13 protein-coding genes and 2 rRNA genes are annotated in these 15,710 nt (G+C 54.5%); 11 read left to right on the top strand and 4 right to left on the bottom strand.

Annotated elements, in window-relative coordinates; translation table 11 throughout:
* Positions 1-111 precede the first annotated feature (111 nt).
* From AC01ZF_RS07885 to AC01ZF_RS07835, 11 genes are all read left to right on the top strand, one after another.
* Positions 112-1,452, top strand: a complete 1,341-nt coding sequence (locus tag AC01ZF_RS07885) for a glycoside hydrolase family 5 protein (protein ID WP_428132029.1) — start codon at positions 112-114, stop codon at positions 1,450-1,452.
* A gap of 285 nt (positions 1,453-1,737) precedes the next feature.
* Positions 1,738-2,979, top strand: coding sequence for a putative sugar nucleotidyl transferase (locus AC01ZF_RS07880; protein ID WP_424675904.1), 1,242 nt, complete (start codon positions 1,738-1,740; stop codon positions 2,977-2,979).
* A gap of 103 nt (positions 2,980-3,082) precedes the next feature.
* Positions 3,083-3,244 (top strand): hypothetical protein, encoded by a 162-nt coding sequence (locus AC01ZF_RS07875; RefSeq protein WP_424675903.1) that lies wholly within the window; start codon positions 3,083-3,085, stop codon positions 3,242-3,244.
* A 155-nt stretch (positions 3,245-3,399) separates the two neighbouring features.
* Positions 3,400-3,984, top strand: coding sequence for a nucleotidyltransferase family protein (locus AC01ZF_RS07870; RefSeq protein ID WP_428112526.1), 585 nt, complete (start codon positions 3,400-3,402; stop codon positions 3,982-3,984).
* 141 nt (positions 3,985-4,125) lie between these two features.
* A complete protein-coding gene (gene rpsF, locus AC01ZF_RS07865) occupies positions 4,126-4,539 on the top strand; it encodes a 30S ribosomal protein S6 (protein ID WP_424675902.1) in 414 nt (137 codons plus the stop codon).
* 86 nt (positions 4,540-4,625) lie between these two features.
* Positions 4,626-5,042: a single-stranded DNA-binding protein gene (locus tag AC01ZF_RS07860; protein WP_428112520.1), complete on the top strand. Its 417-nt coding sequence runs from the start codon at positions 4,626-4,628 to the stop codon at positions 5,040-5,042.
* 3 nt (positions 5,043-5,045) lie between these two features.
* Positions 5,046-6,593: a peptidylprolyl isomerase gene (locus AC01ZF_RS07855; RefSeq protein ID WP_476575262.1), complete on the top strand. Its 1,548-nt coding sequence runs from the start codon at positions 5,046-5,048 to the stop codon at positions 6,591-6,593.
* 72 nt (positions 6,594-6,665) lie between these two features.
* Entirely contained in the window at positions 6,666-7,583 is a 918-nt protein-coding gene (locus tag AC01ZF_RS07850) for a PH domain-containing protein (protein WP_424675900.1), read from the top strand.
* A 255-nt stretch (positions 7,584-7,838) separates the two neighbouring features.
* Positions 7,839-9,626: a peptide ABC transporter substrate-binding protein gene (locus AC01ZF_RS07845; RefSeq protein ID WP_476575261.1), complete on the top strand. Its 1,788-nt coding sequence runs from the start codon at positions 7,839-7,841 to the stop codon at positions 9,624-9,626.
* A 107-nt stretch (positions 9,627-9,733) separates the two neighbouring features.
* The gene (locus AC01ZF_RS07840; protein ID WP_424675898.1) at positions 9,734-10,738 is read left to right on the top strand and encodes an ABC transporter permease; all 1,005 of its coding nucleotides are present in this window, start codon (positions 9,734-9,736) and stop codon (positions 10,736-10,738) included.
* 15 nt (positions 10,739-10,753) lie between these two features.
* Positions 10,754-11,731 (top strand): ABC transporter permease, encoded by a 978-nt coding sequence (locus tag AC01ZF_RS07835; protein ID WP_424675897.1) that lies wholly within the window; start codon positions 10,754-10,756, stop codon positions 11,729-11,731.
* Between the two features lie 77 nt (positions 11,732-11,808).
* Here the strand turns inward: AC01ZF_RS07835 and AC01ZF_RS07830 are convergent, their stop codons facing one another.
* The 4 genes from AC01ZF_RS07830 to AC01ZF_RS07815 form a co-directional block, all read right to left on the bottom strand.
* Positions 11,809-12,978: an acyl-CoA dehydrogenase family protein gene (locus AC01ZF_RS07830; protein ID WP_287905781.1), complete on the bottom strand. Its 1,170-nt coding sequence runs from the start codon at positions 12,976-12,978 to the stop codon at positions 11,809-11,811.
* A 186-nt stretch (positions 12,979-13,164) separates the two neighbouring features.
* Positions 13,165-14,907 (bottom strand): CocE/NonD family hydrolase, encoded by a 1,743-nt coding sequence (locus AC01ZF_RS07825; RefSeq protein ID WP_424675895.1) that lies wholly within the window; start codon positions 14,905-14,907, stop codon positions 13,165-13,167.
* 459 nt (positions 14,908-15,366) lie between these two features.
* Positions 15,367-15,481: ribosomal RNA gene (rrf, locus tag AC01ZF_RS07820) — 5S ribosomal RNA — on the bottom strand.
* An 80-nt stretch (positions 15,482-15,561) separates the two neighbouring features.
* Positions 15,562-15,710: ribosomal RNA gene (locus AC01ZF_RS07815) — 23S ribosomal RNA — on the bottom strand; the annotation flags it as partial.

Raw genomic sequence — 15,710 nt, 5'->3', positions numbered from 1 at the left:
CGGCTTTGTGGAGATCGGTACCGGTTTAGCACACGATAGATGCTTACAGTTTGATACGACTACTGTGGTGCTCTAAATCAGGCGATAACATTACACTACATCGAGGTTTGTATGAAACAACTCTATTCTCGACGCTGGCCCGCATTGATGCTGATTATGATGATCATCGCCGCCATCCTCGCTGCATGTGGCGGAGAACCGACAACTACGCCGGTTAGTAACGTCCCAACGGCAGCCGTCGTTGCAACTCCAGATACCACGACCCCACCAACCACCGTCCCAACCACCGCCCCTGCCGAGCCGACTGCCGTCCCAACGACTGAACCAACGGCAGCTCCACCGGAGCCGACCCCCGTCCCGATAAACCCCGACTACCTTGAGTTCGGGATCGTCGGTCACTTGTATTACACCGACCGTGACCGCGTATTACAACTGGCAAGGAATGCCGGCTTCGACTGGTTCCGCCAGCAGGTAGTCTGGATGGACATTGAGGACCCGGTAAAGGGTATTTATGGCTGGGATGAGCTGGATCGGATAGTGGAAGCCGTAGACCGCTTCGGCATCAAACTGTTGGTTAACGTAGTACGCTCCCCAACGGCCTACAATGCTACCAATGGTCTGCCTGATGATCCAGAGACGTTAGCCAACTTTCTCGAGCTTATGGTCCGCCGTTACGGCGATAAGATTAAGGCGTATGAGATCTGGAACGAACCGAATCTCGCTGTTGAGAATGGCGGTGAAATTATCCCAGAGGATGTTGGTCACTATGTTGAGATCCTCAAAGCGGCGTATACCCGGATCAAATCAATCAATCCGAATGCTGTTGTGCTCGCTGCAGCTTCGTCATCAAGTGGGGTAACCAACCCGGCCATCGCGCTCTCCGATCAAGAGTTTTACCGCTTGATGTACACCTACAACAACGGCGAAGTACGTAACTATTTCGACGTGCAAGCCGTCCATCCCGGTGGTGCAGCTAACCCACCCGATACACTCTGGCCGGATAACCCAAGCTACATCCCCGGCTGCAAACCGGCACCTGATCGCTGTTGGAACGACCACGAAACGCACTACTTCCGCCACGTCGAAAATGTGCGTAAGTGGATGGAAGAGTACGGGATGGGTGATAAGGAGATTTGGATTACCGAGTATGGTTGGGCAACACCGAACAATACGCCGGGCTATGAGTTTGGGAACTATGTGACGCCGGAACAGCAGGCCGAGTACATTCGCTCGGCAATGCTACGGGTGTACGATAATTATCCGTTTGTCGGTAATATGTTCCTCTGGAACATTAACTTTGCCGTGCTCTGGGGAGAACAGGGTAATCCTAATCACGAGCAAGCTGCGTTTGCCATCCTCAACCCTGACTGGAGTCCGCGATTGTCGTATTTGCGTGCCCAAGATACCATTGCCCAAATTAAGACGTGGCAGGGCCGCTTTGTGGCACCATAAACCACGCCGAGTCTCCAATGCTATCGTAGGCACGAGCAGATCACACGCAAGAGGGGTACGTCACACCGTACCCCTCTCTTTTAATCCACACTTTTCCACAATCAACCATCGTAATGTGGATAACTCGGTGAATGTTGTGGATAACTTTTGCATATCGGTGGATTACAAGTTGATGACAACATGAGAGAACACTACGCTGCAACCAACCATTCAATTGACCGCAATTCTGTGCTATGCTTGAGTTGAACTCACCGGTAGTACGCCGGGTTTACCATCGACAGAGCTATGACCATCATCCTATTTGAAGACGAACGTTGGCCCTATTTCGCTACACTCGTGCAGGCCCGCCCGATCTTCGAGCTACGCTGCGGCGCATTCACCACCCGTGAACGGGTCGTAGCCCTGCTTGGCCGACCAGCCTATGGTCTAGCCCGTTCCCATCTGATGCCACACTTCGGACCAGCAGGCGGTTTAGCCGAACTGCTTGCCACCAGTGATCCGATCCTGGTTGTGAATGGACGATCCCTCAATCTCGAATGGGTAACGGCGCTTGAGTGTGAGCCGATCAATACCGCATATATCTTAGGCGAGACGTTGCTCGGCGCTAAGGTATCACCTGCGTTAGCCAGTGCGATTATCTACTACCTGCGTGAACAGCAAGCTGCTGCCGCTCGTGACGAACTCTTTCGCTTTGCCCGTATCGTCGAGCCACAGGTAACTGACGCATTACTTGAATATCCGTGGGATTTAATCACCAAAGCCGGTGAGCAACTTCTCCGCGACGAGCCGATCTTAGCCCGCCGCTTACCACTCTTCACCGCCGATCAGCCGCACGTCATCACCCATGGGCGGCGCGTCTATGTCGATCCGGCAGCACAGTTAATCGGGCCGGTCGTGCTCGATAGTCGCGATGGGCCGGTGTTCATCGAGGCAGCCCAGATTGAGCCGTTTAGCTACATTCAAGGTCCGGCCTACATCGGATCAGGTACCCTCATCGCTAGTGCCCGTATTCGTGCCGAAACCTGCCTCGGTCCGGTCTGTCGGGTTGGTGGCGAGGTTGAAGCCTCAATTATTCAAGGCTATTCTAATAAGCATCACGATGGCTTTCTCGGCCATAGCTGGCTGGGAGAATGGGTGAATATCGGGGCTATGACTACCAACTCCGATCTGAAGAATAATTACGGTTCAGTGCGGGTCTTCCTTGAAGGGATCGGCCAAATCGACACCGGGATTCTCAAGTTGGGCTGCTTTCTCGCCGATCACGTCAAACTAGGCATTGGCCTACATCTAACCGGTGGTACTATGATCGGAACCGGTTCAAACGTCTTTGGTATGCATAGCGCTCCAAAAAATGTTCCCCATTTTACATGGGGTGGCGAGGTGTTTCGCGAATACCGTATCGATACGATGATCAGTGTCGCACGAATCGTGATGGCCCGCCGGAAACGTGAACTCACTCCGAGTTATGAACATGTATTACGCAAAGCGTTCGAGCTAACCCAATCGAGTCGTGATGGGTTAGGATGAACCATGTTCGTTCCGCCACTCACCGGGCGTTGATACACTCATCTATGCGGTACGTGCCGATCCGCACAACTTGGTGCGCAATGCAGCACGGTTGTATCGGTACATGATGGTTGAAATCGGTGATAGTTTTCGGCTCCACGATGTGCTACACGCCGGTGAAACATTCATTTTTAGCCGACACGACCTACCGTATCTATACCACGACCGTGCCGCTCTGATCTTACAGGTTCACACCAACACTGTTCGTCTCTGTGTAGCAATTTGACCTGCCGGCTGAGCCAACTGTCCAAGCGCGTGGAGCTGCCGGCGCCGATTTAGTCACGTGTTAGCGACAAGCCGCTTGTAAGATCACAAGCCGGGATCATCGGTGGCCGACGCGATTTGAAACATGTGACGCAACATTGCAGTGGAGGTCTTGTGATGAAGATCGTCGGTCTCTTGCTTGCTGCCGGCCAATCGTCACGGATGGGGCAACCGAAACAGTTATTACTGTGGAAAAACCGGCCATTGGTTGCCCACATCGCTCACGAAGCGCTCAACAGTCAACTCGATGGACTAACCGTAGTGATCGGTGCAGCCGGCGAACATGTACAAGCTGCGCTACGCGATCTACCGGTAACGATTGTCTCCAATCCGGCCTACGCTGCAGGAATCAGTACATCACTCGCAGCCGGTCTCCGCGCTTTACCCTCCGACACAACGGCAGCGATGATCTTGCTCGTCGATCAACCTCTCGTCACCAGCCGTCTCATCAACGATCTTATCGCTGCCTATCGGGCTACACCTACAGCTCTTGCGCTCGTTCCAATGTATCAAGGCCAACGCGGCAACCCGGTCATTGTCGGCGCACCACTCTTTGCTGAATTACAAACGCTCCAAGGCGACACCGGCGCACGCACCGTCTTCCAACGCTACACCGACCAGATTATCTGGTATCAAACCAACGATCCGGCTATTATTATCGACGCCGACACCCCAGAAGCGTGGCAAGCACTGCATCCCTAGGTACGAGGTTATGGTATAATCTCGTGATGTCACGTGGGAGCGTACCATGGAACACGCTCCCGATAGTCTTTCTGTTTCGACGTTACGCCCGGAACGCGCACCGGACGAGCAACGAGCGAAACATCACCAGAGGAGGATAGTGTGCGCGATCGTCGTCGAGAGTACGAGCTTGTCATCATTATTAACCCGTTGTATGCCAACGAAGAGGGCATTACCGCCAACATCGACCGGATTAAGCAGACGGTCGAGCAACTCGGTGGGCAGGTCAATACGGTAAGCCAATCGTCACCGTGGGGTCGGCGCAAATTTGCTTACCCGATCCGCGAGTACGTCGTTGGTGAAGCGAGCCGGCGTAAATTCACTGAAGGGTATTACGTCTTCTTTACCCTCACCCTCAATGCATCCAAAGTCGCCGAGCTTGACCGTGCTATTCGCTTGAACGATAACATCCTGCGTCACTTGCTGGTATTAGTCGAGAATGCGACGACACAAGCTGCACCGATCGAGCCAGAAGAGTCAGCGGCAGAAGCAGAACCAGCGCTGAGTGACGAGTAAACCAGTTACTCGTCCTCATTCGCCCAACAGCCACTGTACGACTGGATAAACGTTGCCGGCGGCACACAGTTGGATTGGAGTAAGCCATGGCGCGAGACTTAAATAAGGTATCGATCATTGGTCGCCTTGGCGCCGACCCAGAATTTCGTTACACCGCCGCCGGTACCCCGGTTGCCACATTTCGGGTAGCTACCAGCCGCCAGTGGCGAGATCCGAATGGTCATCTGCACGAGGAAACCGAATGGTTTCACGTTGTGGCTTGGAATCGATTAGCCGAAATCTGTCATCAATACCTTAGTCGTGGAGCGCGGGTTTATATCGAGGGTCGCTTGCAAACACGCACATGGGAAGACGCTCAGAGTGGACAACAACGCTCACGAGTCGAAGTCATTGCCCAAGATATAATCTTGCTCGAATCACGTGAGTCGCGATCTGACGATCCACCGCGCCCACCACGTCGTGAACCGCCGCCAGATATCGGCGATGATGATATTCCGTTTTAGCTTATGTCACAAACACCGAAGTCGCCCCGGAGCGCGCCAACGCCGGCCCAATCCCCTGCGCCGCGCCGTCCATCGCGCCGCCGTCTTGAAGAAGAACGCCGTCAGCGTATTGTGATTATTGCTACGGCGAGTGCATTAGCGATCGCATTGCTCGCCGTAGTAATCGGCGTTATGTACGAACAGGTTTGGATCCCAAGCCGACCGGTAGCACAAATTGGCTCCAGCACGCTTACGCGCAGCGATTACTGGCGTGAACAACGGCTTGCTTACGCCCGCCAAATCTCCCAAAATTTTCAACTGCTCGATCTGTTTGGTAACAATCCCCAAATTGCTCAGCAATTTCAGGGCCGTAGCATTGTGATCGACCAGCAGATCCGTGCCTTGCGCCGTGCCGAAATCAATGAACAAACGGTTTCGGAATGGATCGATCGCCAGATCAAACAACGTGCTAGTACTGAATTTGGGATTACGATCAGCGATGACGAAATAATGCAAACAGCCGTCGCCGATCTGGCATTTATCTTCCTCCCTGCGCTCCCTGAACCCACTCCAACTCCTGACGCCAACGCGACGCCGGTACCAACCGTCGATCCCTCGGCGACGGCCACTTCTGAACCAACGGCCACTCCATCGCCAACACCCGGTGGTCCAACACTAACGCCGGAGCCTTCGCCAACGCCGATTCCAACGAATACCCCCGAACCGACACCACTGCCGGAAGAGGCACGAGTGCAGTTCGATCAGATTATTGACGAGATCTACCGTCGCTACGAGCTTGAATTGATCGTTACCGAGACAAAGCCGGAGTTGAGCAAGGAAGAGTTCCGTATGGCAATGATGGAACAGTACCGCGACCGCCTTCTCACCGAACGGATTCAAGCTCAGCTCGTGCCTGAAGATGGTTTTACGTACAGTACCGAGCCAGAACGAGTAACGGCACGACAAATTTTGATCGCGGTGACACCACCGACAGAAGCAACACCTGAACAGATTGAAGCTGCTTTCGCTGCTGCCTTACCCACTGCGCAAGAGCTAGTCACCCAATTACGCAACGGCGCCGATTTTGCGGCGCTGGCCGCGGAACATTCCGACGATCCCGGTTCACGTGATAATGGTGGCGACATTGGTGCCTTCGATCGCAATGGCTTTGCCGACAATGGTGCCACATACCCACCAGAACTGGTCGCAGCCGCTTTCGCTTTACCGGTCAACCAGATCAGCGATCCGGTGCGCACGCAGTTCGGTTGGCATATCCTTGAAGTAACCAACCGAATCGTTCCATCTGAAGCCGACCAGCTACGAGAGGCGCGGACGAAAGCTTTTGATGAATGGATCGCCGAACAGCGGGCAAGAGCCGATATTCGACGCTTCCCTGAACCAACGCCAACACCAACACTCGTTCCAACGGAGTCGGTCCCGACGCCGGTTCCAACGTACCTACCCGGCCCACCGACGCCCTTCCCAACACCGACGTTGGCGCCGACGATTGTAATAACGCCGGAAACGATGCCAGAACCAACGGCAACACCAACTGCTACCGCAACACCGTAACCTCGCCGGTGCGCCGGGGATGAGTACTCCGGCGCACCTCACAAACCACCTTGACTCACTAGATTACGCGCTATGCAACAATGGCGTCCCATCCGTACAACCCGCCGCTGGCTTGGTCTCATACTCGCCACGCTGAGTCTGGCGGTGGCCGGCAGGTTGATCTTCCACCTGAGCACAGTCCTCGTCGGGCCTCCCGAATTCTGGCCGATTGATGGTTGGCTGTACCTTCAAGCAGTGCTGGCGTTAAGCTTGATTATTATCGCCGGTGTCTTACTTTATCGGACTGCGGCTGCGCTCACGCTTCGCTACACCATCGACCGCAATGGTTTATACATCCAGTGGCTAGGAAGTCGAGCGGTTATCCCACTCAACCTCATCGATCGTATCGAGCAAGGGGCATTGGCTATCGGCGGTTGGCGCACGGCGCTTGCCAGTATTGGCTATTATCACGGCCGTGTAACGGCGATTGACGGTACTGTCATTCATCGTTTTACGACACGCCCATTGGCCGAATCGCTAGTCGTGTATGCGGGTAGCGAAGCCTACGCTATCTCGCCACACGACCCAACCGGTTTTATCCAAGAACTTGAACAACGACGACGGTTAGGCCATATTCAGTCGCTGACACCGGGAATTGACGTTGCCCGCTTTTTGGTCTACGACTTCTGGGCCGACCCGATTAACCGCCAGATCCTGATTGGTACTTTGCTTCTCAACCTGCTGCTCTTCGGAGTGATCGCCGTGATGTATCCCTCACTCCCGTTGCAGATCGAATGGCGTGGTGATCAGATTGGCGCCTCGGCTGAACTCGCCCCTCGCTTTCGGATCTTTTTCTTACCAATAGCCGCCACGTTCATTGCCCTTTTCAACTTAATCGGCGGTCTCATCGTCTACCGACGCAGTGCCTTAGCTGCACGCCTCTGGCAGAGTTTTTCGTTAGGCGCGCAGATCTTCTTCATCATTGCGGCTGTTGCCGTGTTAGCTTCGTAACCACAACCCTGCCACCTGTCTCAATTAGTTGCCTTGACAATGATCTTTGCTCATGCTACGATTCCGCCATCAACCGGGGAATTTTCCACACATCGGATGCTGCGTTGCATGATTTAGAAAGGAGGTCAGTTTACCGACACTTGCCCGATACTGCTCTCCATAGCAGTCATAGAATCTATCCTCACATAAATCCATATTTGGTTTCTCCCCGGTTTGATCGTGTCCTCGCTAACAGATACAACAAGGAGTGTCGCGATGAACTTCACGCGCTGGCGTCACTCACTCGCGCTCACGCTACTGTTTGGATTACTGTTGCCCATCTTGGCAGCATGTACCGGCGGTTCGACACCGAGCGCCGAGCCAACTAGTGCACCCGCCGTACAACCCACAACGGCGCCCGCCGCACAACCCACAACGGCGCCCGCCGCACAACCTACGACGGCACCGGTCACCACCGGTACTGCTCAACCAGGTGTATTGCGGCTCGTTACCGGTTCTGAGCCGGACAATATCGATCCACAGAAGGCCAGCTTTGTCAACGAGATCCAGTTCATCATGATGGCCTATCAAGCCCTGATGACGTTTGATCTCGATATGAACCCGATTCCGGCTGCTGCCGAAAAAGTCGATGTTTCGGCAGATGGTACTGTCTACACCTTCACTCTGCGCCGCGATGGCAAGTATAGCGACGGCACACCGGTCACTGCCCGCAATTTCGAGTATGCCTGGAAACGGCTGGCCGATCCGGAAACGGCAGGTGAGTATCAGTCGCTGCCCTGCGGCATTATTAAAGGCTACAGTGAATACAGCGCTGCTGCCTGCCAAGGCTTGTCGATGGAAGAGGTGATGAAGCTCGATCTCGAGCAGCTCCGCAACGATTTTGGGGTCAAGGCAATTGACGATTACACGCTCCAGATCGAACTAGTTGCGCCGGCGCCCTACTTCCTTAGCATGGCTGCACTCTGGATCGGCGCCCCAGTACGCGAAGAGGATGTGGCAAAGGGTGATGACTGGTGGTACTACCCCGAAAACTATGTTGGAAATGGTCCCTTTGTTCTGAAAGAGTGGGAACATGACAGCAAAGCGATCTGGGAACCCAATCCCAACTACGTCGGACCACTCGGGCCGGTCAAGCTTAAGCGAGTCGAGTACTACATGATCACCGATGGTCAGGTGGCGTTCCAAGCTTACCAGAACGGCGAGATTGACATGCTTGGTGTTGGTGCCGAAGACCTCGCAACCGTCAAGTCTGATCCTGTTCTAAGCAAGCAAACGATTGATGTTCCCGGCTCCTGCACTTTCTACTTCGGCTTCAACCTCGCCAAGCCGCCGTTCGACAACAAGCTGGTGCGACAAGCCTTTGCCCAAGCCCTCGACCGTGAGGCTTACGTGCGTGATGTTTTCCAAGGTTTAGGAACCCCCACGTATAGCTTTATCCCACCCGGCTTCCCCGGCTACCAACCTGATCTGAAGCTATGGGAGCTCAACCCTGAAAAGGCGAAGCAGACCTTGGCCGAGGCCGGCTATCCGAACGGCGAAGGACTACCGGAAATCAAGCTGACTTATTCGGGTACGGCCCGCAACAATGCCCGCTTCGAGTGGGTGGCGAACCAGTTTAAGCAGAACCTCGGTATCGATGTGATTCTTGATCCAATCGATCCCACAGCTTTTGCTGCGGCTACTAAAGACAATCCGCCGCAAATGTTCTCACTCGGCTGGTGCGCCGACTACCCCGATCCGCAAAACTGGATCTCGCTCTTCCAGACTAATGGTCTGCTTAGCGCTCGCGTCAACTACTCGAACCCACAACTCGATGAGTTGGTACGGCAGGCAGACGTCGAGCAAGATCCGGTCCGCCGTGCCGAACTCTACGCCCAAGCGCAGAAGATTCTGGTAGAAGATGCACCGGTTGTCTTCATGATGAACAATAGCGGTCCGGTGTTGGTGAAGCCGTATGTTAAGGGGGTAACGCCAGATACGATCACCCCAATCGACTACTGGCTCGGCTTCTTCAACCTACCAAACGTTGATGTCCAGCCTTAGACATAGCAAGGGGCGGGAAAGATACCCGCCCCTCCCAAGCTACTGTCCAGAAGACCTATTGAAGGTATCTATCGGTTTATCCCAATATCCCACGAAACTAACCCACTATGACTGCTTACATTATTCGGCGCGTTCTGTGGAATATTCCGGTATTAGTGATTGTCGGCTTCATTACCTTTGGGATTGCGAAACTCACACCGGGCGGCCCCTTCGATACCCAACCCGAACGCCGGCAACTGTCACCGCGCGTTGAGGCAATTTTGCGCGAACGATTTGGTATGGATTTACCGTTCTGGCGACAATTTACTCGCTATATGTTTTTTGATGTGGTGCCCGACCCCAAAACTGGTGAATGGAAGATTCAGTGGGGCGCGATTGCCGGCAACCTCGGCCCGACCTATTCATCACGTGGAGCGCGTACCGTACAGCAGGAATTGTTTGAGGGCACGGCAAATCGTCCTAGTAAGTTTTATTATTCAGCGCGCCTCGGTATTCAAGCATTAATCTTCGCCGTCGTGTTTGGTATTCCTCTCGGCATTTTGGCTGCTTTGCGCCAAAATACATGGCTTGATTATCTCTTATCACTGTCTTCAACTATTTTTGTTGCCCTTGGCACGCTCATTACTAGTCTGATACTCGTCATCGTTTTTGCCGTTATCCTGAACTGGTTTACCGTCATCCCTGACTGGAACGATCCTGTGAAGCCGTGGATTTTACCAACCGTAGCCCTCGGCTCGACAAGTATGGCCTTTATTGCTCGCTTAACCCGTGCGAGCGTCCTTGAAGTGAAACGGCAAGATTATATTCGCACCGCCCAAGCGAAAGGACTATCCGGCCAGGTCATTGTCTGGCGACATATGTTGAAGAACTCGTTACTACCGGTCGTGACCGTTCTGGGGCCGGCGCTGGCCGGCCTGATTACCGGTACCCTCTTTGTGGAGACGATCTTTCAAGTACCCGGTATGGGTCGCACTTTTGTTGATGCAATTGGCAAACGCGATTATTCGATGATTATGGCCGGTTCATTAATTTACGTCTTCTTCTTGGGAATTGCTAATTTGCTCGTTGATATTGCGTATGGGATTCTCGACCCGCGTATTAGTTATAAATAGTAGTGAGGACTAGCCGTGACCTCACCGGCAAACACCTTGACTAATCCGATTGATCTACAAGCACTGCATACCAAACCACGCAGTCTGTGGTCAGACGCATTGCGTCGGCTGCGACGCAATCGGGCCGCCATGGTTGGGTTGGTGGTCATTATCCTGTATGTGATAGTAGCAGTAGCCGCACCCTGGTTGGCGCCGTATAATCCGGTGCAACAAATCCCGAATAATAGCCTGCGTCCACCTGCGTGGATAACCGATAATCCGGACCGCATGGGCGTTCCTGAACACCTCCTCGGCACCGACACACTTGGCCGCGATGTGTTATCCCGCCTTATGTACGCTATCCGCGTGTCACTCATCGTCGGCATTGTGCCACAAGTGGCAATTTTACTGATCGGTGTCACTATCGGTTTGATCTCAGGATTTGCCGGTAGCTGGCTCGATAACCTGCTGATGCGTTTTACCGAGATCGTTGCTTCATTTCCCGATTTACTCTTCATCATTGCACTCTCGACCGCTTTCCGCGAAACATGGTTGGGCCGAACATTTAATGGCCTACTCCTCATCTTTATCGCCGTCTCGCTGGTGAGTTGGACGGGAATTGCCCGCCTCGTGCGCGGACAAGTGTTGTCACTGAAAGAGAAGGAGTTTATCGAAGCGGCACGGGCCATCGGGGTTCCCACCGCCACGATCCTGTGGCGACATATTTTGCCGAATACACTGGCTCCCATTATTGTCGCCACATCGTTCAGTATTCCAGCCCTGATCAGTGCGGAAGCAGTGCTGACTATTCTCGGTGTGGGAATGCGCCCCTCGCTCGATCCTGACAATCCGTTTCCGACGAGTCTAGGGGTAATGCTGACCGAGGGATACAACAATTTGTCGTCGGGACCGTGGTTGCTGAGTTTCCCGGTGATCCTCATTGCGGGGCTAATGCTCTCGTTTACCTTCCTTGGTGATGGCTTACGCGATGCGCTCGATCCACGCGAGCGATGATCATCGGTATCACAGCGCTGTAAAGTAAGGCACCGCACAACTGTGCGGTGCCTTGATCGAGGGATGGGAGACAGTTATTAATATAACCGGATTTTGTATCCAACCTGTTTCAACAATTCACTGGCGATCACGTGTTTCTGAATCTCGTTCGTACCCTCGAAAATACGCGTTACACGTGCGTCGCGATACATGCGCTCCAATGGCAATTCGCGCGAGAAGCCCATGCCACCGTGGATCTGGATCGCTTCATCGATAATCTGACTCGCCATCTCGGTGCAGTAATACTTGACAATACTGCTCTCGAGTGTCGCCTGCTGACCGGCATCAACACGACGGGCGCAATCGTAGACGATCTGTTCCATGGTATAGAGCTTCACCGCCATATCGGCCAGCTTGAACTGTAGCGCCTGAAACTCGGCAATGGGCCGACCAAATTGGTGGCGCGTGATCATGTACTTACGGCTCAGTTCAAATGCCTCTTTGGCCGAGCCGATACTACTCGCACCCAGACCGCAACGACCAATGTCGAGCGTTCGCATCGCCAGTGGAAAGCCCATCCCTACTTGCCCCAACACATTTTCCGCCGGCACCCGGCAGTCCTCGAAGTAGAGGCTGGCAGTATGGGAAGCGCGCAAGCCCATCTTATCTTCAATTTTGCCAACACGGAAGCCGGGCATCGTCTTCTCGACAATGAACGCGGTAATCCCACCGCGCGCACCGAGATTCTTATCGGTCACGGCAAACACGACGATCACATCGGCGAAGCTTCCGTTGGTAATCCACATCTTTTGCCCATTAAGAACCCATTCATCGCCACGCCGCTCGGCGCTGGTCTGAATATGAGCCGCATCTGAGCCGGCATTTGGCTCGGTTAATGCCCAAGCTCCCCACATCCGGCCTTCGATCAACGCCCGCAGATAGGTCTCCTTTTGCTGCTCATTACCGCCCAAATAAATACTCATTGCAGCCAACTGGGCATGTGCCCCGATGATCGTCGCATGGCTGGCGCAAGCTCGGTTTAGCTCTTCCATCAACACACAGTAGCCGGTAATGCCCAGATCGAGACCACCGTAGCGTTCGGGAAACGGTACCCCAAGCAGGCCAAGTTCAGCCGCTTTCTTCAGTGTCTCGAAGGGAACACGCTCCTCTTCATCAATAGCGCGTGCGATAGGCCGGATCTCTTTGTCAACGAACTCACGCACCGTCTGGCGCAACATCTTGATCTCTGGACTGTGTTCGTACTCCATTGTCGTGCTGCTCCTTTGCTGTAATAGATACGGAAACCTAACCGACACCACGATGCGATCTGGAGTGCGACAGTTAACTTGCCCCATTCCAACCGCTACGGCACCACCTTCCCCTGGTACGGCTGTGCGATTTACCAAACTCCACACCAAGATTCGGCACTGCCCACTGCCAATAACCTGTGTGAGCTATGCAGCCCAACGCACAGCGGCATCAACCACCGGCAAAATGATTGCCGACGGGTGGTTGGCATCGTGACAAATCCGATGGAGCAAAATCGGCCCCCCGCATCCCTGCCCATACGGACGATCATCTCCGGGGTGCGGCCCCCACCGTGGACTGCCACCACCGGCAACTTGCACACGCAGACGATGACCGACACGAAAGCGCTGAGCCGTCGCCGTCAGATCTATCTCGATCCGACGTGAACCATCGGGCTGCACTTCACCTACATCGGGCCGTACCCGCACAATACCGTCACAAATATTGATACTCCGCCCATCGGGATAGACATCACAGAGTCGACCGACAAGATCAAAATGCTCATGTTCACTACATACGTAGAGACAGAGACGAATCGGCCCGATCACATCAAGATCGTTCGCCAACGGAGCACTGGTAAAGGTTAAAACATCTGAACGAGATTCAAGCGGACGCTGATCGCGTGGGCCGGCCTTTGCACTCAACACTGCCCCCCCGATGGCAGGTGTAGGATCGGCGAGATGATACCGAAACACGCTGGGGACACAATCGGCAGGCGGCATCTCACGGGTCAATCGACCTGCAGGCTGCAAAAAATAGCGCGTCATTACTGCCGGTGGTGGCCAAAAATCCATCTCGTGCCACTCGTTGCTCCCCATCAACGCAATTCGTACCGGACGACGGGCGAGCAGCTCACGGCGCCCCTTCAGATGGGCATCAAACCACCACAACCCCTCGCGCATCCCTTCAAAGACGAGCGCCAGATCGGTGTGAGTCCGGGGCAACACGGTAAGGTATGGGCGCTTACCGGCAGCAACCAGCGCCGTGTAATCGGCCAACTGACCGGGCAAAAAGATGTCGTACCAACCGGCCACCAAATGTACCGCGGCATTGATCCGGTGCAAAGCACGATGTTGATCAACCTGTGACCAATACGAACCGTGTGGATCAGTCTCGTTCAGCCAACGTTGAAAAAAGGGAACGGACGCACCGGTAGCGATCCGATCAGCATCGGCGTAAGGTTGATGACGCAATGCACGAGTCAAAATCCGTTCGCGCAACACTATTAACCGCCATAACGCTGCCAGATTCAAGGACTGACGGTGGCGATTAGTCGCATCGATCAAAAAGACCCAACGCAGCGTTGACTCGAACGCGAAGGCGCCACCAGGGTAAAAGAGGGAAGAAAAGCGTGCGCTTGTCACCACCGGCACAATCGCTTTAAGATAGGGAGGACCATCGATGGCCGGACCCCACTGAACATATCCCACGTAACTTGGTCCCCACAAGCCAAGGTTTCCTTCAAACCACGGCTGTTCGGCGATCCAAGCCACAGTAGCTCGCCCATCCGCTGCTTCGTTAACAAACGGCTCAAAGACACCTCCCGAACGATAACGCCCGCGCACACTCTGCACGATAACGTTGTAACCACGTTCGGCAAAAAGTAGACAGCCGGTATGCTCAAAAACCCCTAATGGTCCTAGCTCACTGGGGCGACCATACGGCGTGCGGATGAGGATGGTCGGATATGGGCCACCGGTTTGCGGTGCATAGTGATCGGCGTAGAGCACTACCCCATCGGGCATACGAATAGGCACATCGCGGGTCACGGTCACACGATGTTCGGCAGGGCGCAAACCGAGCAAGCGCGCTAATAATGTACGACGAGCAGTAAAGACAGATGCCGCTGCTACACTCGCCCCTGCCAGAGACCATCCGATCCAGCGCATGTGCTGCCCCGCCTCATAGTGAAGTTATAACACGCTGCGTCATCGATGATACCACAGTTGAACGGGAGGTGTCAATAAGTGTGGTAAGTCTCCCTACCGAGAGTGCAGAAACTACCGTATCCCCGCCATGCCCTTAATAGGAAAGAGAATAATGACACGCTCTGAAACGCCGAGAAACTTCCCACTTCGTAGCCGCAAAAACAAAAGCGCAATGACACCTATACTCTAATGCGTGCTCAGGCTAGATCTACTCGGATCGACATACGAAGCGTGCTTGGGTTATGTAATGAGCCGGTGGGCACTAACAAAGGTGATAGCGTTTACCACAGAAACCACAAACCACAGAGCCTGGCACAATCCGCCGTACCGGCCATGACGCTTGCGGGTGGCTTGTCCCTACCCTTCCCAAACACACCACGAGGGCAGTCGTGCGACTGCCCTCGCGTGGATTTCGGTTGGGGGGTGCGTGGACCTAGGTTCCCAGCGGTTTGCCGCCAGTAGGATCGGCGCTGCGACGTTTCACGACCCGGTTCGGGATGGGACGGGGTGGGTCCGCCGCGCGTTGCACACACCCAGTGGCTGAAGGGACAACCCCGGTCGTCCCTTCACCCCTCACGCGATAGTTCTCCCGTCTAGCCCCGCGTTCGTCACGACGGAGGGAAGCCCTCGCCCCTGCGCACCGGTCGCCTCTACGGGTCGCCCCGCCTCCAGCTCCGGCCGCTGCTCCCGGTCATCTCCCGGGGGGCTTACCAGCCTGACGCTGTGAGAGCACTCGTCTTGCGGCGTGTTTCCCACTTAGATGC

The sequence above is a fragment of the Chloroflexus sp. genome (assembly GCF_056331925.1).
This window is presented reverse-complemented; position numbering and strand designations above follow the sequence as displayed.